The following is a 20,176-nucleotide window of genomic DNA, read 5'->3' as shown; positions in this document are numbered from 1 at the left end:
GAGTTCCGTGTCGCCCACTCAGCAGACGGACAGCGTCCTGTCCCTGCGCGGGATCAGCAAGACCTTCGGAGCGGTCGCCGCACTGACCGACATCTCCCTCGACGTGGCCGCGGGCCAGGTCGTGGCCATCGTCGGGGACAACGGCGCGGGCAAGTCCACGCTGGTCAAGATCCTCTCGGGGGTTCACCCGCCGGACACGGGCGAGATCACGTTCGCTGGGCGGGCGGTGCGGATCCCCACCCCGGCGGCGGCCCACAAGCTGGGCATCGCCACCGTCTTCCAGGACCTCGCCCTGTGCGAGAACCTCAACGTCATCCAGAACCTGTTCCTGGGCCAGGAGATCCGCCCGCTCAGGCTGAACGACGTGGCGATGGAGACCCGTTCGTGGGAGTTGCTCCGCCAGCTCTCGGCGAAGATCCCCAGCGTCCGGGTGCCGGTGGCGGCGCTGTCCGGCGGCCAGCGGCAGACGGTGGCGATCGCCAGGTCGCTGCTCGGCGACCCGAAGATCATCATCCTGGACGAGCCCACCGCCGCCCTGGGCGTCGCCCAGACCGCCGAGGTGCTCAACCTGATCGACCGGCTCCGCGAGAACGGCCACGGCGTCATCATGATCAGCCACAACATGGCGGACGTGAAGGCCGTGGCCGACACCGTGGTGGTGCTCAGGCTGGGCCGCAACAACGGGGTGTTCGGCGTCGACGACGTCAGCACGGAGGACATCATCGCCGCGATCACCGGCGCCACCGACAACGCGGTGACGCGGCGGGTGCCGCGCCGGGGGGAAGACCAGAAGGAAGGATCGCCCTCGTGAACAGCACGATGACCACCGACCGCCAGGACGAGCGGCTGCGCGGCGGCACCGGCCTGCGCGGCGCGTTCACCGGCGTGCTCGACCGGGCCCGCGCGGGCGACCTCGGCGTGATCCCGGTCGTGGTCGGGCTCGTCGTCATCTGGACCGTTCTGCAGATCCTCAACCCGATCTTCCTGTCCAGCGCGAACCTGGTGAACCTCACCCTGGAGTCGGCCGCCGTCGGCGTGATCGCGCTGGGCATCGTCTGCGTGCTGCTCGTCGGCCAGATCGACCTGTCGGTCGGCTCGGTCAGCGGGCTGTCGGGGGCGGTGCTGGCGGTGCTGTTCGTCAGCGAGGGGCTGCCCGTCTGGCTGGCCATCCTGGCCGCCGTCGTCCTCGGCGCGGTGATCGGCTGGGTGTACGCCCAGTTGTTCAACCGGTTCGGGGTGCCGAGCTTCGTCATCACACTCGCCGGGCTCCTCGGCTTCCTGGGGCTGCAGCTCTACGTGCTCGGCACCAAGGGCTCGATCAACCTGCCGTTCGACTCGGGCCTGGTGAACTTCGCCCAGCTCGCCTTCGTGCCGGCCTGGCTCTCGTACACCTTCGCCGTCGTCGCGGCCGGTGGGCTGTTCGCCAGCGGCTGGCTGCACGCCAGGGAGCGCCGCAAGGCGGGACTGTCGGCCATGGGCATGCCCGCGCTCGTGCTGCGCAGCGCGGCGCTGCTGGTGGCGCTGGCCTTTCTGGTCTGGTACCTCGGCCAGACGCGCGGCGTCGGCTGGATGTTCGTCTTCTTCGTGGCCCTCGTCCTGATCATGCACTACCTGCTGTCGCGGACGAAGTGGGGCCGGTCGGTCTACGCGGTCGGCGGCAACGTGGAGGCGGCACGCCGGGCCGGCATCAACGTCAAGGCCGTCTTCACCTCGGTGTTCGTGCTCTGCTCCACCTTCGCGGCGGTGGGCGGCATCCTGGCCGCGGCCCGGCTGGCCGCCGCCAACCAGAGCAGCGGCGGCGGCGACGTCAACCTCAACGCCATCGCGGCCGCCGTGATCGGCGGGACGAGCCTGTTCGGCGGGCGCGGCACGGCGTTCGGGGCGCTGCTCGGCATCATCGTCATCCAGTCGATCTCCAGCGGCCTGACGCTGCTGAACCTCGACTCCTCCATCAGGTTCATGGTCACCGGGGCCGTCCTGCTGCTGGCGGTGGTCGTCGACTCCGTCTCGCGCCGGTCGAGGACCTCACACGGCAGGGCCTGATGGCGGCCATCTGCGTCGACGCCGGCACCACGGTGATCAAGGCCGTCGGCTATGACGACTCCGGCGCCGAGGCCGTCGTGGTCCGGCACTCGACCAGCGTGTCCCGGCCCGCGCCCGGCCAGGCCGAGCAGGACATGGGCGCGGTCTGGGAGGCGGTCGTCCGCACGGTGCGCGGCGTCGCCGCCGAGCTCGCCGGCAGCGTCGACTTCGTCGCGGTGACCGCGCAGGGCGACGGCTGCTGGCTGGTCGACGCCGCCGGCGAGCCGACCGGCCCGGCGATCCTGTGGAACGACGGCAGGGCGGCGGCCACGGTCGACGCCTGGACCCGGTCCGGGCTGGCCGAGCGCGCCTTCAGGACCAACGGCTCCTCGGCCGCCTCCGGGCTGCCGCACGCCATCCTGACCTGGCTGAAGGAGCACGACCCCGCCCGGCTGGAGCGCTCGGCGGCCAACCTCACCTGCGGCGGGTGGATCTTCTCCCGGCTGACCGGCGAGCTCGCCGCCGACGAGTCCGACGCCTCGGCACCCTTCATGGACCTGCGCGCCCGCCGCTACTCCGCCGAACTGCTGGAGCTGTTCGACCTCGGCTGGGCCGCCCGGCTGCTGCCCGAGCTGCGCGACGACGCGCGCCGGGTGGCCGGGCTGACCCCCGGCGCGGCCACGCTGCTCGGCCTGCCCGCCGGCACCCCCGTGGTGATGACGCCCTACGACATCGCCGCCACCGCGCTCGGCGCCGGCGCGGTGCGCACCGGCCAGGCGTGCGCCATCCTCGGCACCACGCTCTGCGTGGAGAGCCTGGTCGAGCGGCCTGACCTGGACGGCGAGCCGGTGGGCATCACGATCGCGCTGCCGGGCGGCTACCTGCGCGCCTTCCCCACCTTCGCCGGCACCGAGGTCGTCCAGTGGGCCTGCCGCCTGCTCGGCCTCGCCCACCCGGCCGAGCTGAGCGAGCTGGCCGCGCTGAGCGAGCCCGGCGCGCGCGGCCTGTCGTTCCAGCCGTACTTCTCCCCCGCCGGGGAACGCGCCCCCTTCTCCGACCCGCTCGCCAGGGGCGCCTTCCTCGGCATGTCCTTCGAGCACGGCCGCGAGCACGTCGCCCGCGCCGTCCTGGAAGGGCTCACCCTCGTCATCCAGGACTGCCTGGCCGCCTCCGGCCGGCCGCCGCGTGAGCTGCGGGTCTGCGGTGGCGGCGCGGCCAGCGCGCTGTGGCTCCAGCTCATCGCCGACGTCACCGGGCTGCCGGTGCTGCGCTCCGCCGACAGCGAGGTCGGCGCCCGGGGCGCCTTCCTGGTCGGCCTGGTCGCCACCGGCGCCGCCGCGAACGTCCGCGCCGCCGCCGACGATCATGTACGGCTGCGCGAGAGCGTCCATCCCCGGCCGGGCCCCTACGGCACGGCCTACCAGGACTTTCTGGCCCTGCGCGAGACCGGCTCCCGGTCCTGGCCGCTGCTGGCCGAGATGCGGAGTCGTACATGAGCGTGTGGATCGGCATCGACCTCGGCACGCAGAGCGTGCGCGCGATGGCCGTCGACGGGAGCGGGCAGGTGCTCGGCGCGGCGAGTCGCGCCCTGACCAGCCACCGCGACGGCCCCCGCCACGAGCAGGACCCCGAGCAGTGGTGGGAGGAGCTGGCCGCGGCCACCCGCGAGGCGCTCGCCGGCGTGCCCGCGAGCCGGATCGCGGGGGTGGCCGTGGACGCCACCTCGGGCACGGTCCTGCTCACCGACGGCCACGGCGACCCGCTCACCCCGGCCCTGATGTACGACGACCGGCGCGCCACCGAGGAGGTGGAGCGGGTCAACGTCGTGGGCGCGCGCGTCTGGGAACGACTCGGCTACCAGCGCATGCAGCCCAACTGGGCGCTGCCCAAACTCCTGTGGCTGCTGCGCGCCGAGGGACGGCCAGCGCCCCAGCACACCGCATCCCGCGCCGGGGGGCAGGGTGGCGGTGACCGTGCCGGGGCGCAGGCGGTGCGGCGTGGTGGTGGTCGCGCGGAGGTTCGGCTGGCGCATCAGAGTGACTTCGTCAATCGGCGCCTGGTCGGCACCGAGGTGGCGACCGATCTGAGCAACGCGCTGAAGACCGGCGTGGATCTGATCGACGAGCGCTGGCCGTACGACGTCCTGGACGCGCTGGGGGTGCCCGCCGAGGTCCTGCCGGATGTCGTACGGCCGGGCAGTGTCCTGGGCGTGGTCTGTGCCGCGGCCGCCGAGGCCACCGGGCTGCCCGAGGGGACGCCGGTGATCGCCGGCACCACGGACGGGTGCGCCGCGCAGCTCGGCGCGGGCGCGCTGCGGCCGGGCAGCTGGAACTCGGTGCTCGGCACCACGCTGGTGCTCAAGGGCGTGACCGAGGAGCTGATCCACGACCCGCTCGGCGTCGTCTACTCCCACCGCGCGCCCGACGGCTCGTGGCTGCCGGGCGGCGCGTCCAGCACCGGCGCCGGCGTCCTGGCCCGCGACCTCCCCGGCCGCGACCTCGCCGCCCTCAGCCGACAGGCCACCGCCCGCTACGGCACCGGCGGGGGCGGCACGGACTTCCTCCCGATCACCTATCCGCTGGTCTCGCGCGGTGAGCGGTTCCCGTTCGCGGCGCCGGAGGCCGAGGGGTTCACCCTCGGTGAGGCCGCCGACGACGTCGAGCGTTATGTGGCGATCCTGCGCGGCGCCGCGTTCGTCGAGCGCCTCTGCTTCGACTACCTCGACCTCCTCGGCGCACCCGTGGACGGGGAGATCATCCTGACCGGTGGCGCGACGAGGAGCGCGTACTGGAACCAGCTCAGGGCGGATGTCCTGGGACGTCCGGTGACACTGCGCGAGAACGCCGAGCCCGCCCTGGGCATGGCCCTGCTCGCCGCAAGCGCGACCACCGGTCCCGCCATCACCGATCCCGCCACCGCCGGGACCGGACCCGCCGCTGCGGCGACCGCGGCGAGCGGCGGTGGGATGGTCCGCACGCGCGCGGTCATCGACCCCTCGGGGGCCGAGTTTCACGAGCCCTACCTGCGCTTCATCGCCGAACTCGAAGACCGCGGCTGGCTGCCGACGGCGGCCGCCGACCATGCCCGCGAGAGGACCGCACGATGACGAACCTGGTGCTGGTGCGCCACGGCGAGACCGTCTGGCACGCCGAGAACCGCTACGCCGGGATCAGCGACATCGAGCTGACCCCGGCCGGGCACGAGCAGGCCGCGCGACTCGCCGCCTGGGCCGCCACGGCGGGCCTGTCCGGCGTGTGGGCGTCCACGCTGAGCCGCTCCCGGATCACCGCCGCCGCCGGTGCCGACGCCGCGCGCGTCAAACTCGCGGTCGACGTACGGCTGCGGGAGGTGGACTTCGGCAAGGGCGAGGGGCTCACCGCCGCCGAGATGCGCGAGCTCTTCCCCGAGGCCCGCGCCGCCTTCGAGGCCGACCCGGGCGCCAACCCGCTGCCCGGCGGCGAGGACCCGGCCCTGGCGGCGGACCGGTTCGTGGCGGCCCTGCGCGACATCGCCGCCACAGTGTCCTCCACCGGGTCCTCCGCCGTGTCCTCCACAGCGTCCTCCACCGGGCCCGGCGAGCGGGTGCTGGTGGTCGCGCACACCACCGTCATCAGGCTCGCGCTGTGCAGGCTGATCGGGGTGCCGCTGGGCGAGTACCGGCGGCTGTTCCCCAGGCTGGACAACTGCGCGATCACCGAGCTGCGCCTGCGCGGCGACCGGGCCGCGATCCTGCAGTACAACTCCCCGATTGGAGCCGTTCGTTGACCACCCGAGTCCTAGCCGCAGGTGACCATTTCGTGCAGAACCGCCTGCTCGTCGACGCGCTCAGGCGGGAGGTGCCCGGTGCGGTGGAGACCAGCGAGCTCACGCTGCCGTGGCCGATGGTGCCGTTCGGCCCGGTGGGCGAGGTCGACGAGGCGTCCGACGTGGAGGACGAGCTGATCGAGGCGCTGCGCGGCGTCGAGGTCTGCGTGACCCAGATGGCCCCGCTGACCAGCCGGGTGCTGAAGGCCAGCCCGGACCTCAGGCTGTTCTGCGTCAGCCGGGGCGGCCCGGTCAACGCCAATCTGGCGGCCGCCACCGAAGCGGGCGTGGCGGTCACGTTCGCGCCCGGCCGCAATGCGGTGGCCACCGCGGAGCACACGCTGGCCATGCTGCTCGCCGCCACGCGCCGCATCCCGCAGACGCACGCCGACCTGGCCGGCGGCGTGTGGCGGGGAGATTACTACAGCTACGACAACGTCGGCCCCGAGCTGGAGGGCAGCACCGTCGGGCTGGTCGGCTACGGCGCGATCGGCCGGCGGGTGGCCCGCATGCTGGCGGGCTTCGGCGCCGAGGTGCTGGTCCACGACCCGTACGTGGACGTGGACGTGCCCGGCCGGGTCGAGCTGGACGAGTTGCTGCGCCGCTCCCGGTTCGTCTCCCTGCATGCCCGCGCCACGCCCGAGACCACCGGCATGATCGGCGCCGCGCAGATCGCCGCGATGCCCGCCGGATCCGTCCTGGTCAACTGCGCCAGGGGCGCGCTGCTCGACTACGACGCCCTGTGCGACGCGCTGGACTCCGGCCATCTGTTCGGCGCCGCGATGGACGTCTTCCCGGAGGAGCCGATCCCGGCGAAGTCGCGGCTGCTCGCCGTACCGAATCTGGTGATGACCCCGCACCTGGCGGGCGCGAGCAAGGAGACCGCCGCGAAGGCGGCCACGATCGTGGCCGCCGACGTGGCCCGGTATGTGCGCCGCGAGCCGCTGCTGCACTGCGCGAACCCGGAGGTCAGCCTTTCAGCGCGCCGGCCATCAGGCCGCGCATGAAGAAGCGGCCCAGCAGGACGTAGATGAGCATGGTCGGGATGGACGACAGGATCGCCGCCGCCATCTGCTGGCTGTAGGGCGTGGCCTGGGCGCCGGCGATGTTGTTGAGCATCACCGTGGCGGGCCAGCTCTGCGGGCCGGTGAGGAAGACGGCGAACAGGAAGTCGTTCCAGAGCGAGGTGAACTGCCAGATGATCACGACCGCGATGGCGGGCGCGGACACCGGCAGCACCACCGACCAGTACGTCCGCAGCATGCCCGCGCCGTCCACCCGGGACGCCTCAATGAGCTCGTCGGGGATGGTGACGTAGTAGTTGCGGAAGATCAGGGTGCAGATCGGGATGCCGTAGACCACGTGCGCCAGGATCAGGCCGGGCAGGCCGCCGTAGAAGACGCCCGGCAGCCCGGTGAGGTCGTTCAGCCCGACCAGGAGCTGCACCAGCGGGATCATCACCCCCTGGTAGGGGATGAACATGCCGAACAGGAACAGCGTGAACACCAGGTCGGAGCCGGGAAAGCGCCATTTCGACAGCACGTAGCCGTTCATCGAGCCGAACGCGCACGACAGCAGCGAGCCGGGCACCGCCAGCAGGACGCTGTTCCACATGCCGGGGGCGAGCTTCTCCCAGGCCACCCCCCACGCCTCGAACGTCCAGGTCCGCGGCAGGTTCCACGCCTGGCCGGGGTCCGCCTCGGTCAGCGGCTTGAAGCTGGTGACCAGCAGGACGTAGATCGGGATGAGGACGATCACCACGAAGGCGAGCAGCACCGCGAGCCGCACCCAGGTGAAGGCGGGCTTGCGCCCTGCCACCGCCGTCATGAGCGCCTCTCCTTACGCACGGACCAGACCAGGTACGGGATCACGAACACGGCCACGCTCAGCACGATGTAGGACGCGATGGTGGCGCCCTTGGCCGGGTCGTGGGAGTCGAAGACCGCCACCCACATGAACACCGCCGGCACGTCGGTGATGATCTGCTTGCCGGAGACCGCGACGATCAGGTCGAACACCTTGAGCGAGATGTGCCCCAGGATGATCAGCGCCGAGAGCGTGACCGGGCGCAGCAGCGGCAGCACCACGTGCCGGTAGACGCCCCACTCGTTGCAGCCGTCGACCCGCGCCGCCTCACGCAGCTCCTCGGGGACGCCCCGGAAGCCAGCTAAGAACAAAGCCATGACATATCCGGACATCTGCCAGATGGCGGGGAGCGCCATCGCGGCCATCCCCCAGTCCGGATCGCGGAACCACTGCCACTGCGGCAGCCCGATCGCGTCGAACAGCCGGTTGAGCCCGACCGCCCGCTCCTCCATCCCGGAGTTCATCAGCCACCGCCACACGATGCCGGTGGCGACGAAAGACACGGCCATCGGGAACAGGTAGATCGCCCGGAACGTGCCCTCGCCCCAGATCCCCTTCTCCATCAGGAACGCCAGCAGCCAGCCGAGCACCAGCGCGCCGACCACGAACACGATCGTGAAGACGATGGCGTGGTTGACCGAGAGATGCCATCTCGGCTGGTCCCAGATGTCGATGAAGTTCTGCAACCCGACGAAGTTTCCCTCGGACACCTCGTCGTGCTTGTCCGTCATGGCCAGCTGGAAGTTCCATCCCAGCATGCCGTACACGAACACGCCGATCGCCACGATCGACGGCGCGACGAGGAGCAGCCCCGGGAGCCAGGTGCGTGCCCGCCTCACGAAACACTCCCTTTCACGAAAAGGGGTACGGCAGGCGTGCGGAACGCCTGCCGTACCCGTCGGCTACTGGGCGTTCGCCGTCGCGGCGTCGGCCAGGGCCTTCTGCAGTGCGGCCACGTCCTTGGTGCCGATGAACAGCCCGACCGCCTCGTTGATCGAGGCCAGCCACGGCTGGTTCACCGCGACACCGTGCTGGATGGAGCCGGCGAGCTTGTTGCTCGCCCAGTCCTTCAGCGCGTCGGCCAGGTAGTCGGTGTACAGGGACTGGTCGGCGTCCTTACGGGCGGGGATGGAGCCCTTGAGGGGATTGAAGGCGTCCTGCCCCTCCTTGCTCGCCGCGACCTTCAGCCAGGCCACGGCCCCGTCGCGGTTCTTCGCGCCCTTGGGCAGGGTGAAGCTGTCCGACAGCCACAGGTAGGAGCCCTCGGTGCCGGGTGAGGGCGCCCAGTCGAAGTCGGTCTTCGACGTCTTGCCCAGCCCGCCTTCCGGCGGGTTGTGGAAGTAGCCGTACGCCCAGTCGCCCATGATGTTGAACGCGGCCTCGCCGTCGGCCACCTGCTTGGCCGCGGGCTGCCAGTCGTCCTGCGGGTCGCCCGCGTACGACAGGATCGTCTTGAAGCTCTCCAGCGCCTTGGTGACCTCGGCGCTGTTCCAGTCCGCGCCCGCCTTGAACAGCGCGTTGTATCCGTCCGTGCCGAGCGAGCCGAGCAGCACGCTCTCCAGCAGGTGGGTGACGGTCCACTCCGAGCCGATGGACAGCGGGATCTTGCCCTTGGCCTTGACCTTCTCCATGGCGGCGACGAACTCGTCGATCGACTTCGGCGCCCCGGCGACGCCCGCGTCCTTGAGGACGGTCGGGTTGAACCACAGGACGTTCGACCTGTGGATGTTCACCGGCACCGAGTAGATCTTGCCGTCGACGCTGATCTGCTCGACGAGCTGCTCCGGGAAGGCCTCACGCAGCTTCAGCTCGTCGTAGATGGAGTTGAGCTCCTCCAGGTCACCGGCCTTGATGTAGCCCTGCAGCTCCGCGCCGGCGTGACCCTGGAAGGTGTCGGGCGGCGTGTCGGCCTGCAGCTTCGACTGCAGCAGCGCCTTGGCCTTGTCGCCCGAACCGCCGGCGACGGCGGCGTCGAAGAAGGTGAGCGTCGGGTTCTGCTGCTCGAAGATCTTCCGCATGGCCTGCAGACCGTCGGCCTCGCCCGGCCCGGTCCACCAGGAGAAGACCTCGACCTGTTGTTTGTCGCCGCCGCCACTGGCGCTGGGTTGCGCCGCCTGCTCACCACCGCCACAGGCGGACAAGCTCAGCACGCTTGCCATAGTGATCGCGGCGGCTGTCATCCACCGTCGTCTCATGCGCACACCATCCCTTCCAAACCCCCCGAGTTGGTGAGTTGACAACGTTGTCAGTAGGTGCCATCAACCCACTTCCCGGTCGGACCCGTCAAGCAGGTACGGGTAACAGGTCCGCATACGCGACGCTCATAGGAAACTGTCGGTGCTGGAGTGCACACTCTTCGTATGGCTGATGAGCCCCTCGAATTGGGCGAGATATCCCTGTCCGACTGGCACGCGCACGCCGACACGATGGCCGAGGTCGGTTTCCTCACCATCGCCAGGCGACTCCCGTCACTCGTTCGCCAGGCGATGGGCATGGCCTGGCGAGCCAGCCCCCGCGACACCGTGGCGACGATCGTGCTCAACCTGCTGGGCGGGCTCTTCACCGCCTTCGGCCTGCTGGCCACCACGGGCGTGCTCAACGCTCTGTTCAGCGAGGGGCCCACCCCCGACCGGGTGATCGCGGCGCTGCCCAGCCTGGCCCTGGTGGCCACCGCCGCGGCGCTGCGCACCGTGGTGCAGGCGGGCGCCGGCTGGGCGCAGTCCCGCCTCAATCCGCAGGTCAGCCGCCGGACCGAAGAGCGGCTCTACGGCCTGACCAGCCGCGTCGAACTGGCCGCCTTCGACGACCCGGACTTCCACGACGCCCTTGAGCGAGCCAGGTCGCGCGGCGTGGCCATAGCCGACTCGGTCGTGACCTCGACCATCAACGTGGTGACGGCCGCCGTCGGCATCGCGGCCGTGGCCGGCGTGCTCGGCGTGCTCCACCCGGTGCTGCTGCCCTTGCTGCTGCTCGCGGTGCTGCCGGACGCCTGGGCGGCCGTGCGCACCGCCCGGATGCGCTACACGGCCAGGTTCGCGCTGATTCCCGTCATCCGGCGCAAGTGGATCATCGCCGAGTTACTCGCCGAGCGTGCACCGGCGGCCGAGGTCCGCTCGTTCACCATGCGGGGCTTCCTGCTGCGCATGTACGACGCGGCGGCCAAGGCGGAGCAGGACACGATGCTCGGTCTGGCCAGACGGGAGACCGTCGCCAGGCTCGTCGGCGAAGCACTGGGCGGGATCGGCAGCGCCCTGGTTTACGTCGCGCTCGGCGTGCTGCTCGCCCTCGCCGCCATCCCCCTCGCCGTCGCGGGGACCGCCGTGCTGGCCATCAGATCCGGCCAGACCTCCCTCGCCAACCTGATGTACGCCACCAACCGGCTCTATGAGGACGGCCTCTACTTCACCGACTTCCTGGAGTTCTGCGCCCATGCCGAGCGCCGGCTGCCTGACCAGCGGCGGGCCGCCACCCCCGACGGCTTCGAGCGGATCAGCGCCAAGGACGTCACCTTCACCTACCCCGGCTCCGACGCGCCCGCACTGCGCGGCGTGTCCGTAGAGATCAAGCACGGCGAGGTGATCGCCTTCGTGGGCGAGAACGGCTCCGGCAAGACCACCCTCGCCAAGATCCTCTCCGGCCTCTACGAGCCGGACACCGGCAGCGTCCTGTGGGACGACACCGACCTGCGTGAGGTCGACCCCGAGGAGCTGCGCGGGCGCACCGCCGTCATCGCCCAGGACCACACCCGCTGGCCGCTCACCGCCCGCTACAACATCACCATGGGCACCGGTAAGGGCGAGGAGAGCCTGCAGGCCGCGGCGGCCGTCGCGGGCGCCGACGAGGTGATCGCCGGCCTGCCGCACGGCTACCGCACCCTGCTGGACCGGCGCTTCAAGGACGGCCACGAGCTGTCCGGCGGCCAGTGGCAGAGGATCGCCGTAGCACGAGGCTTTCATCGCGACGCCTGCCTGCTGATCTGCGACGAGCCCACGGCGGCTCTTGACGCCCGCGCCGAGCACGCCCTGTTCGAACGCATCCGCAGCCACTCCGACGGCCGCACGGTCCTGCTGATCACCCACCGCCTGGCCAGCGTCCGCTACGCCGACCGCATCTACGTCCTGGACCACGGCAAGGTCACCGAGCAGGGCGACCACGAGACCCTGATGACCCTCAACGGCCTCTACGCCGAGCTCTACACCTTGCAGGCGTCGGCCTACCGATAGTGACTACGAGTGTAGGATCCGCGATCCGATGCGCAATGTCGGCTCTTGATGCGCAGTGAATGCGCAAATCCGCCCAGTACCGGGCCGTCAGGGACGGGGCCGTTGATCTACATCCAGATCCAGCGGTGACCGATCCAGAACTCGCCTTTCACACTGAACCGAGCGTGGTCTGATCCCTTTACGTAGGACACGATCGTCGCCACGAGCACCGCGATGACCTTCGCGGTCACCGGCTCGGGCACTGCGTGCGGCTGACTGCGGACGCGCTAGGACTTGCTCAGTGATACTTACTAAGCTTTACTGAATACATGGCACGCAGGACACAGGAGCTCGGCCGCTTCACGGATGTGGCGCTGCTCGTGCTCATCAGCCTCGCCGAGGGCCAGAAACACGGCTATCGGATGATCAGCGACATCGAGGAGTTCTCGGGCACGTCGCTGGAGCCGGGCACCCTTTACGGGGCGTTGATGCGGCTGGAGGAGCGCGGCTGGATCGAGGCGGTGGAGCCGGCCGAGCGACGCAAGCCGTACCGGATCACCGACGGAGGGCGTGACGCGCTGCGCGAGCAGCTCGCCACCCTGCGCCGGGTCGAGCAGGCGGGAGTCAGGCGAGTGGCGTGGGGGACGGCATGAGGCGAAGCATGGGGGCAGGCGTGTTGCGAGCGGCGGCAGGGGCCGTGCTGAGCCTCTACCCGAAGGCGTGGCGGGAGCGATACGGCGAGGAGGTCGCCGACCTGGTCGCCTCGCGGCCGGTGCGGTTGCGCACGGTGGCCGACCTGGCCGCCGGGGCCGGCGACGCGTGGCTGCACCACCGGCGCATCCCCGGTGCCCGGCCGCTGCGCCTGCCGCTCGCGGCGGTCCTGGTCGCGGGGGTCTATGGCCTGTGGTTGTTGTGGAGCCTAAGCGTCCGCGACATAGCCAGCCTGCAGGGCGTGTGGGCCGAGGCGGCGCGTGCCGGATCGCTCGCCGGCGAGCTGCGCAGAACGGCCACGACCATGTTCGCCTCGGCGGGCGCGATGACACTGCTGTCGCTGGCGCAACTCAACCCCGCCGTACGCGCCGCCAGCAAGCGTGCCCCGCTCGGGGCGGCCCGGACGACCGGGCATCGAGTGGTCGTGACCGGCCTGGCCATCGCCCTGCCGATCGTGTTCGTCCTGACCATATACGCCGGCCTCATGCTAGGCGCCGGCCAACCACTCGGACTGCTCGGCGGCGCCATCACGGGCGGTTTCTTCGTGCCGCCCCTCATGGCGCTGATCCTGCCGCTGCCGCTCATCGCGGCGACGTCACCCGCGCTGAGGTCCGCCGCGCGCGCCGTCGGCAAGTCGCTGATCGTGGCGGCCATCTTGAACGCGATCGCGTGGCTGGCGGTGGCGGTGCTGGTGGCCATGGGCCTCATGGAGGCGTCGCCGTGGTTCGTCACGGCGCTCGCGGCCGGCGCGGTGCTCAGCGTCGGCATGGCGGCGCTGGTCGCCAGGACCGTGCTGAGGCGGGCCTCCGAGGAGCCGGTCATGCTGCCCGAGCGCACACAGCTCGGCCGGGCCCCCTTCTGAACGACACGTGGTGCCGTCAGCCGGTGCCACGCGGCTGAGCAGCGGCACGAGCCAGCAGATCATTCCCACAGTGCGCATCAGACCCGGATTCCGGCGTTTCGGCAGCAGCGAATGCTCACGCAAGCGCGGACCCTACACCGAGCTTCCGGCCGTTCCCGAGGAGGATCCTTGGTGGCGGCGGGCACCAGCGACAGTCTTCGCCCGCTGACATGGGGAGATCTAGCCGCCGGCCGATTCGACCACGCTCTCGATCTCCGTGGCCATCAGGAGCCCGGCGTCCATGTTCATGTTGTCGAAGGCGCCGGCGATCTCGAGCGAGATGAGGCCGTGCATGCGGGACCAGGTGAGCACAGCGAGCCGCAGCGCTGTCGGCGTGATGTCCGCGGGTGCGCCGATCGCCTGCCCCCACCGCAGCAACTCCTCGTCGAGTGGAGTGGCGCCGTCGGATGAGGATGGCGACGTGAGCTCCCTCAGAGCGGTGAGCAGGGGAAGCATGCCTTCGTTGACCCTGGCGATGCCGTCCGGGGAGTCCGGCACGTCCCGCGAGCGGTCGGAGAAGAGCATCGTGTATCGGCGTGGATAGGTCAGCGCCCAGCGCCGGTACGTGTCGGCTATGAGGGTGACCCGACCCCGGGCGTCCTGCCCGGTCGCGTTCTGTGCGGCCGTCGCGACGGTGGAGCCGAGGTCGGCGTAGGCGTCGACGACGAGCGCCGCCAGCAGAGCTTCGCGTGACGGGAAGTAGCGGTAGAGCGCCGGCGGGGTCATGCCCATGGCCTTCCCCACCGACGCGATCGTCACATCGTGCGCTCCACTCGCGTCGACGAGCTCGAAGGCACGTTGCTTGATCTCATCAACCGTCTGCTGCCGGAGCCGTTCGCGGCGGGTCGGGTGTTCGGGGGTGGCGTTCACGGACATGACAAGAGTGTAGCGCCGTTGTTTTCGCTACGACTCGACGCTATCGTTATGACTCGTAACTCAAATTAGCGCCCATCACCGATGGTTGGCCATGCCCTGTGACCTGCCTGAACGGCGCTCACCCCACGGGACAAGGAGCTTTCATGACCGCTGCAACCGACGCCACCGCCACCGTTGCCCACCCCGCGCCCTGGGCAGATCGAATCGGGCGCGGGATCATGGCCGTCAACGCCGCCGCGGCCCTCTTAGCGTTCGCGAGCGGCCTGATGATCATGGCCAGCGTGTCCGATGAGCGCGTCATCACCGAGGCCTGGCGGACGTTCGCGTACATCTTCTTCGCGGGGATATGGGTCATCCTCACCGTCTCACCGCGCAGGCAAAAGGGCCTGTGGGAGCTCCTTCTCTTCCAGAAGGGCGCGATCACCGCTTACTCCTTCGTGATGTGGCACCTGCCCGACGCGCCGCTCACCGCGCTCATCGATCTCGCCGTCACGGGGACGACCCTGATCGCCTACGTGCTGTGCCGCGGCTGGCTGGCCTGGCGGACCAACTCCCCCGAGCCGGCGAACGGCGGACGACCCACCGTCTCGGCCGGATAGGCAGCGCCCTCGTACATACCGAGGAACCGCTCCTGGGCCATCGCGCTGTCAGAGGGGGTGCTGTTCGGGCACCAGGAGCACCGGCCGGTCGGTGTGGCGGGTGAGCTGCTTGGCGACCGAACCGGTCAGCAGATGCGCCCCCCATTCGTGCCGGACCACGCCGATGACGATCATCAGCGCGTCATGGCGGGCGGCCAGCTCCAGCAACCGCCGCCCCGGTTCGCCGTGGTCCACCTGGAACGACCACGGCAGCCGGTGCGCGGCCAGCAGCGCCTCAGCCGAGGCGCGTTCGGCACTCACCGCCCGCTCGGCCCAAGCCTCCCAGTCGGCGGCGTCAGGGTCGATGGGGTAGTCCTCCAGATCGACGACGTGCAGGACCAGCAGCCGCGCCCGCAGCCGGTCGGCCAACTCGGCGGCCGTCCGCAGCGCACTCTGCGCGGCCGGGTGCCGGTCATAGCCCACCACCAGCAGCGGCATAACTCACCCCTTGAGACTTCCCCTTCTTGTGTTTACGGCTCAGCCGAGTCAGCCGCGCGATACGCGCGAATACGCCCGTCGCGGAAGATCAAGATCGGGCCGCTCCCGCCGCCACTGCTCCAGCACGAGATCGACGGCGTCCTTGGGCTCTTGGCTCACTCACTGATTTTAGCTCGGACCATCAGATCCCTGACTATCTCGCACGTCGACGGACCAGGCGCTCTGCCCAAGTTTCGGCGCGGCCACATGACAGCAGAAGGTCAGCCGGGCGGGAGGGGGCGGTGGATCGGAGTAAGGAGGCCGGACAAGGAGACCAGGACGCAGCCCGCACCGGCTATGGCCGCCACGGTGGCGACGCCGAGGTGGGAGGCGCCGAGGGTGAGGAGGGCGGCGCCGGCGGGGCCCAGGACGTAGTGGATGGTCCAGAAGGCGGCGGTGACCCTGCCCAGAAGGTGGCTGGGGGTGACCTCCTGGCGGAAGGACTGGGAGCAGATTCCCGCGACGGCCGTACCGAACACGAACAGCGCCATGAGGACGGCGATCGAAGGCACGCCGGTGGCCAGCCCGATACAGCCCATCGCCAGGCCGGACAGCGTGGTGGCGGCCACCCAGGTGCGACCGAATCCGATCGCCTTGCGGATGCGGGCGATCAGCGGGGCGCCCAGGATGGTGCCGACGGCCGCGCAAGCCAGGACCAGGCCGATGGCGTCATCGTTCTGGGCGAGGTCGTGCTTGAGGTGGTATATGACGATGTCGTCCACCCCTGCGGTCAGGAAGATGAAGAAGGTCAGCAGGATGGTCAGCGAGCGCAGCACCGGCTGCCGCCACAGGAACCTGGCGCCTTCGAGCAGGCCGCCCCGGTCCTCCGGCGCTGTGGCCGGGCGTAGCCGGATCAGCAGGATGCCGAGCGCGGACAGCACGAAGCTCGCGGCGTCGATGCCGATCGCGACCACCGGGCCGTACGCCTCAGAGATCACCCCGACCAGTGCGGGGCCACCGATGCTCCCCGCGGCGTAGACGGCGTACAGACGGCTGTTGGCCTGGGTGATCTGATCGGGTTCGACCAGGCTGGGCACCACCGTGACGTAGGTGACCTGGAACAACATGCCGAGGGCGGCGCCCAAGGGGACGATCACGTACAGCAGCCAGATCTGCGGACCGAAGATCCAGACGATCGGGATGGCGCCGTAGAGCGCGGCGCGGGCGAGGTCGCAGCCGATGAGCAGGCGGCGACGGTCCAGGCGATCGGCGAGGTGGCCGGCGAACACCCCTGCCAAGAGTGACGCGGCTCCGGACAGAGCGGTCAGGACGCCCATCTGCACGACGGAGCCGGTCGCGTGCAGGACCAGCAGGGGGATGGCGAGCATCGAGAACGAGTCACCGGCCACCGACAGGGCCTGCACGGACAGGAAGACAGTGAAATCACGGTTGCGAAAGAGGGTCATACGGCCGCTGATGCTCTCGCATCACGGCCCTGGCCTCAAGGGATTTTCCCGCTGGCGGCGGGGGCTCACGAATCCAGTGGAACTGCAGTCAGCTCAACTCGCCATCCTTGGGCCCCTCGGCGAACGCGCGCCGCTCCGCCGGGGTGAACGCGAGAACAGGGCCGTCGGGGTCCTTGGAATCACGTACGAGGAACAGGCGATCCGCGACCTCGGCCTTGTCGAGCTGGAGATCTTGAGCGTCCACGGCAGCTACCTCAACGCAGTTCGCGCCGTCGCCACTGCGCGCGCTCTTGTGCCACTTGATGTCAGACAGGTCCACTTGAGACACCCGGACTTTCCGTGAATAACCGGACAAGTTCCACAGAATCGATCATTTAGCCAGGTCCGAGATCAGCCTTCGCCCCCTCCAGATTAAACGCATCAGGCCGTACGACTCATGACCCAATAATGGGGTCGAACGCGCCATCGGCGAGACCAAGACGGAAGGCGGCGACCTCTGCGTCGGTGAAGCGCAGGATGGGACCGTTCGGATTCTTCGAGTCACGAACCTCGATCATCCCGTCCCGCCTTCTGAGCTCGATACAGTTGCCATTTCCGCCGCTATAGGGGCTCTTCACCCACTCAGTTTCCGCCTTCTGCATCCCGCGCCCCTTCCGTAACCGCGTCACGCGAGACCTTCCGCTACCTTTATCAGCATAGATGCTGAATCTTTCGGGCTGAGCGCGGCAGCCTTCAGATAGTCGTACACCGACTTGTACATGCGCACCTCTGGAGGTTCTTCCAGGTAGACGGCACTGGTCATGTTCTCCAGGTACACGATGTCCTGATCGGTCGTAGCAGGGAACCCCAGGATGCTGAATGATCCGGTCAGCGCTGCATGCTCTCCCGCCCGAAACGGCAGGACTTGGACCATGACGTTGGCCTGACGGTTCGCCTGCGCGAGGTGTCGGAACTGCTCGGCCCTGACCTCCGGACTCCCAACATGCTGGCAGGTCACAGCTTCACTTACGATCACGGACAGATTGAACTCACTGTCACGAAGACGTTCCTGACGCTTGAGGCGCACGGCAACGAGCCCATCTATATCCTCCGGCGAGTCCCCTGGGCGGAATACTGCGGTGATCGCCCGTGCGTAGGCTTCTGTCTGCAGCAGGCCAGGAACAAGGCTCTGCTCGAAGTTCTCTACGGTGCTCGCTTCCGCCTCAAGTCCGATCAAGGTGGCGTACTCACTGGACAGAACGCTTCCGTATTGCTGCCACCATCCCTTCTGCTGAGCTTCCCGCGAGAGCGCGAGCAGCTCTTCCCGTTCGTTCCCCGCAACGCTGTAGAGGTCGAGAAGCGCCCGAAGGTCACGAGGCCTGATCCCGCGGCGCCCTGTTTCGATACGGCTGAGCGATGCGGCGGTCATCTCCATCCGTTTCGCCACCACTTGCATTGACATATCACGATCAGTTCTCAACCGTCTTAGCTCAGATGCTAGGCGACGCCTGCGCACGGTCGGGCTCGTCTCTGCTGACACGTCACACCTTTCTGGAAACTTCCAAAGGAAACTTCCTTTGGAAGCTACCATTGGTAATCTCTCCGAGGTAACTTCCAGATTGTAAGCCTTCGACGTGCCGACCGTTCTCGAAACGAACGGCCAGCACATGTCGACGCATCGGCCGCATGCCGATCTCTCTACGACTCAGACCTTGGCCATTCCGGCTAGCAAAGGGGCGACTGACCCAGTGCGACGGATTCGGACGCGAGCAAGCGCGACGCACCAACCTTCAAGGCAACGCACCCCCGAGGAAGAGCGGTACGTCGGCTTAGGGCGGCTGGCATGGGCGCTGCGAGAGGTGGGCCTGAGGACCTCGCTCGTCCTACCGAAGGGCTGCGAGCCGTTCGTCCTGATCGAGCGGGCTTCGGGGGCTTTGCGGGTGAGGGTGACGGTTCGGGATGGGCGGTGGATCTTCACGTGGGGTCACGGCAGGCAGCAGTGGGCGGACCTGAGCGACTCCGGTTTCCGACGGATCTGGGAGGCGGCGCAATGACGGAGAGGTTTCTGGTCGAGACGGTGGTTCCGGGGGTGGATTGGGCGGTGCCGGTGATCCGGCACTGTGTCGGGCGCACGCTTACGGCGGCGGGGCACCGGAACGTGAAGAACGCGGAACTCGTGGTCAGCGAATTGGTGTCCAACTCCGTCCTGCATACCCGCTCAGCGCGGTGCGGCGGACTGGTCACCGTGGAGGTCGCGGCGATCAGTGACACGCTGGTCCGGATCGAGGTGACCGATGAAGGGGAACAGACCTCCCCCTGCCCCCGCGAGTCCGGCGATGAGGACTGTCATGGGCGGGGGCTCTGGCTGGTCGAGCAGGTATCGGCCAGGTGGGGGACACAGCCCCAACCTCTCGGCTGGAACACAGTGTGGGCCGAAGTGTTCACGACGGACGATGCGCCGGACCGGCCACCGCACGGCCTGGACTGCCTAACTGCAGGCTAACGCCCGGCGCGACGGGCTCATCCGCCGCATCTCAGCGCTACTGAGGCCCAGGGTGCTTGGCCGGCCACGTCCCAGCACTATCGGCCCGCTTCGAGGGCTCAATAATCCCCGAAGCGGGCGTTAGGAGATGTCACGGCGCAGGACCAGGCCGCGCGACTCGGGGCTGATCCTGCCGGAGATCAGCAGAAACTGCACCAGATCTCGCAGTAGCAAGTGACCGTGCAGGCGGACGGCAATAGCGGCGGCCTCATCGGTGAGCTCGCGCAACGCCTGCATTCTATGGAGTGGACCCGCGATCGGCGAAGGGTCGCGCATTGACGAGGTGTCCACCTGCGGAACTTCACCGAAGTCCAGGTCTCCTCGTACGTATCGAGGAGACCTGGACCGGCGCCCAAGTTGAAGCGGACGTTGCTGGTCAGGGATTATCCGCCGGACGAGTGATGTTGACGCGTTGACGAGTTCCCTTATTGATCAAGTCCCGCCCTGCCAGCGGAGCCTGCAGTTCCAGCTTCACCGGGTAAAGCTTTCCGATATCCTGGTGGTATTCATTCTCCCAAGGCCACGACCGGCAATTGTCGTCCACCTGGATGCCGATGATCACCTGGGACGGGGTCTCGGATACTTCAGTGTTCGTCACCCGTTGACAGAATTCACCTTCTGCGTTGGGAGGTCGGAGAACCAGATCAACCGTCAATGTTCGCTCGTCCGCGGACAAGGATGCGAGGTGAACCTCCTCCCATTTGGCCGTGCATGCCGTTAGGACCAGTATCGAGAAGGCGATAACAACCGCT

Annotated in this window: 22 protein-coding genes; 11 read left to right on the top strand and 11 right to left on the bottom strand. The window is 69.0% G+C overall.

What is annotated here, in order from left to right; translation table 11 throughout:
• The first annotated feature begins 7 nt into the window (after positions 1-7).
• From IEY87_RS01615 to IEY87_RS01590, 6 genes are read left to right on the top strand one after another with little or no spacing between them, the layout of a single operon-like run.
• Entirely contained in the window at positions 8-811 is an 804-nt protein-coding gene (locus IEY87_RS01615; protein WP_189136647.1) for an ATP-binding cassette domain-containing protein, read from the top strand.
• Entirely contained in the window at positions 808-2,043 is a 1,236-nt protein-coding gene (locus IEY87_RS01610; RefSeq protein ID WP_225276845.1) for a sugar ABC transporter permease, read from the top strand. Before IEY87_RS01615 ends, IEY87_RS01610 begins: the two co-directional genes overlap by 4 nt.
• The gene (locus IEY87_RS01605; protein WP_189136646.1) at positions 2,043-3,518 is read left to right on the top strand and encodes an FGGY-family carbohydrate kinase; all 1,476 of its coding nucleotides are present in this window, start codon (positions 2,043-2,045) and stop codon (positions 3,516-3,518) included. The genes IEY87_RS01610 and IEY87_RS01605 overlap by 1 nt, the downstream gene beginning before the upstream one ends.
• Positions 3,515-5,128, top strand: coding sequence for an FGGY-family carbohydrate kinase (locus IEY87_RS01600; protein ID WP_189136645.1), 1,614 nt, complete (start codon positions 3,515-3,517; stop codon positions 5,126-5,128). The genes IEY87_RS01605 and IEY87_RS01600 overlap by 4 nt, the downstream gene beginning before the upstream one ends.
• Positions 5,125-5,787, top strand: a complete 663-nt coding sequence (locus tag IEY87_RS01595; RefSeq protein ID WP_189136644.1) for a histidine phosphatase family protein — start codon at positions 5,125-5,127, stop codon at positions 5,785-5,787. Before IEY87_RS01600 ends, IEY87_RS01595 begins: the two co-directional genes overlap by 4 nt.
• The gene (locus IEY87_RS01590) at positions 5,784-6,833 is read left to right on the top strand and encodes a 2-hydroxyacid dehydrogenase (RefSeq protein WP_189136643.1); all 1,050 of its coding nucleotides are present in this window, start codon (positions 5,784-5,786) and stop codon (positions 6,831-6,833) included. The genes IEY87_RS01595 and IEY87_RS01590 overlap by 4 nt, the downstream gene beginning before the upstream one ends.
• Here the strand turns inward: IEY87_RS01590 and IEY87_RS01585 are convergent.
• From IEY87_RS01585 to IEY87_RS01575, 3 genes are all read right to left on the bottom strand, one after another.
• On the bottom strand, positions 6,796-7,653 hold the full coding sequence (locus tag IEY87_RS01585) for a carbohydrate ABC transporter permease (protein WP_189136642.1): 858 nt from the start codon (positions 7,651-7,653) through the stop codon (positions 6,796-6,798). The two genes, IEY87_RS01590 and IEY87_RS01585, sit on opposite strands and share 38 nt — an antisense overlap.
• Positions 7,650-8,531: a carbohydrate ABC transporter permease gene (locus IEY87_RS01580; protein ID WP_189136641.1), complete on the bottom strand. Its 882-nt coding sequence runs from the start codon at positions 8,529-8,531 to the stop codon at positions 7,650-7,652. Before IEY87_RS01580 ends, IEY87_RS01585 begins: the two co-directional genes overlap by 4 nt.
• A 63-nt stretch (positions 8,532-8,594) precedes the next feature.
• Complete coding sequence (locus IEY87_RS01575; RefSeq protein ID WP_225276892.1) at positions 8,595-9,851, bottom strand: ABC transporter substrate-binding protein; 1,257 nt, start codon at positions 9,849-9,851, stop codon at positions 8,595-8,597.
• Positions 9,852-10,052: 201 nt separating this feature from the next.
• On the opposite strand from IEY87_RS01575, the gene IEY87_RS01570 reads away from it, so the two are divergent.
• The 3 genes from IEY87_RS01570 (at position 10,053) to IEY87_RS01560 (ending at position 13,467) form a co-directional block, all read left to right on the top strand.
• Entirely contained in the window at positions 10,053-11,915 is a 1,863-nt protein-coding gene (locus tag IEY87_RS01570) for an ABC transporter ATP-binding protein (protein ID WP_189136639.1), read from the top strand.
• A 308-nt stretch (positions 11,916-12,223) separates the two neighbouring features.
• A complete protein-coding gene (locus tag IEY87_RS01565) occupies positions 12,224-12,547 on the top strand; it encodes a PadR family transcriptional regulator (protein ID WP_189136638.1) in 324 nt (107 codons plus the stop codon).
• On the top strand, positions 12,544-13,467 hold the full coding sequence (locus tag IEY87_RS01560) for a hypothetical protein (protein WP_189136637.1): 924 nt from the start codon (positions 12,544-12,546) through the stop codon (positions 13,465-13,467). Before IEY87_RS01565 ends, IEY87_RS01560 begins: the two co-directional genes overlap by 4 nt.
• A 219-nt stretch (positions 13,468-13,686) precedes the next feature.
• Here the strand turns inward: IEY87_RS01560 and IEY87_RS01555 are convergent, their stop codons facing one another.
• A complete protein-coding gene (locus IEY87_RS01555; protein ID WP_189136636.1) occupies positions 13,687-14,382 on the bottom strand; it encodes a TetR/AcrR family transcriptional regulator in 696 nt (231 codons plus the stop codon).
• Between the two features lie 143 nt (positions 14,383-14,525).
• Here IEY87_RS01555 and IEY87_RS01550 point away from each other — a divergent pair, with 143 nt between their 5' ends.
• The gene (locus IEY87_RS01550; RefSeq protein WP_225276846.1) at positions 14,526-14,981 is read left to right on the top strand and encodes a hypothetical protein; all 456 of its coding nucleotides are present in this window, start codon (positions 14,526-14,528) and stop codon (positions 14,979-14,981) included.
• A 48-nt stretch (positions 14,982-15,029) separates the two neighbouring features.
• On the opposite strand, the gene IEY87_RS01545 is transcribed toward IEY87_RS01550, so the two are convergent.
• From IEY87_RS01545 to IEY87_RS01525, 5 genes are all read right to left on the bottom strand, one after another.
• Positions 15,030-15,458: a universal stress protein gene (locus IEY87_RS01545; protein WP_189136635.1), complete on the bottom strand. Its 429-nt coding sequence runs from the start codon at positions 15,456-15,458 to the stop codon at positions 15,030-15,032.
• A 260-nt stretch (positions 15,459-15,718) separates the two neighbouring features.
• Complete coding sequence (locus tag IEY87_RS01540; RefSeq protein ID WP_189136634.1) at positions 15,719-16,903, bottom strand: MFS transporter; 1,185 nt, start codon at positions 16,901-16,903, stop codon at positions 15,719-15,721.
• Positions 16,904-16,991: 88 nt separating this feature from the next.
• A complete protein-coding gene (locus IEY87_RS01535) occupies positions 16,992-17,222 on the bottom strand; it encodes a DUF397 domain-containing protein (RefSeq protein ID WP_189136633.1) in 231 nt (76 codons plus the stop codon).
• Between the two features lie 115 nt (positions 17,223-17,337).
• The gene (locus IEY87_RS01530; protein ID WP_189136632.1) at positions 17,338-17,544 is read right to left on the bottom strand and encodes a DUF397 domain-containing protein; all 207 of its coding nucleotides are present in this window, start codon (positions 17,542-17,544) and stop codon (positions 17,338-17,340) included.
• 23 nt (positions 17,545-17,567) lie between these two features.
• Positions 17,568-18,473, bottom strand: coding sequence for a helix-turn-helix domain-containing protein (locus tag IEY87_RS01525; RefSeq protein ID WP_225276893.1), 906 nt, complete (start codon positions 18,471-18,473; stop codon positions 17,568-17,570).
• 459 nt (positions 18,474-18,932) lie between these two features.
• Between IEY87_RS01525 and IEY87_RS01520 the strand changes: the two genes are divergently transcribed.
• Positions 18,933-19,385 carry an ATP-binding protein gene (locus IEY87_RS01520; protein WP_189136630.1) on the top strand — a complete coding sequence of 151 codons (453 nt, stop codon included), beginning with the start codon at positions 18,933-18,935 and terminating at the stop codon, positions 19,383-19,385.
• Between the two features lie 120 nt (positions 19,386-19,505).
• On the opposite strand, the gene IEY87_RS01515 is transcribed toward IEY87_RS01520, so the two are convergent.
• Both IEY87_RS01515 and IEY87_RS01510 read right to left on the bottom strand, forming a co-directional pair.
• On the bottom strand, positions 19,506-19,652 hold the full coding sequence (locus tag IEY87_RS01515; RefSeq protein ID WP_189136629.1) for a hypothetical protein: 147 nt from the start codon (positions 19,650-19,652) through the stop codon (positions 19,506-19,508).
• A 148-nt stretch (positions 19,653-19,800) separates the two neighbouring features.
• A complete protein-coding gene (locus IEY87_RS01510) occupies positions 19,801-20,022 on the bottom strand; it encodes a hypothetical protein (protein ID WP_189136628.1) in 222 nt (73 codons plus the stop codon).
• Positions 20,023-20,176: the final 154 nt, after the last annotated feature.

Origin of the sequence: Nonomuraea glycinis, from assembly GCF_014646515.1 — a bacterium.
Lineage (GTDB): Bacteria > Actinomycetota > Actinomycetes > Streptosporangiales > Streptosporangiaceae > Nonomuraea > Nonomuraea glycinis.
The sequence above is the reverse complement of the archived record's forward strand: the minus strand, read 5'-3'. Positions and strand labels throughout refer to the sequence as shown.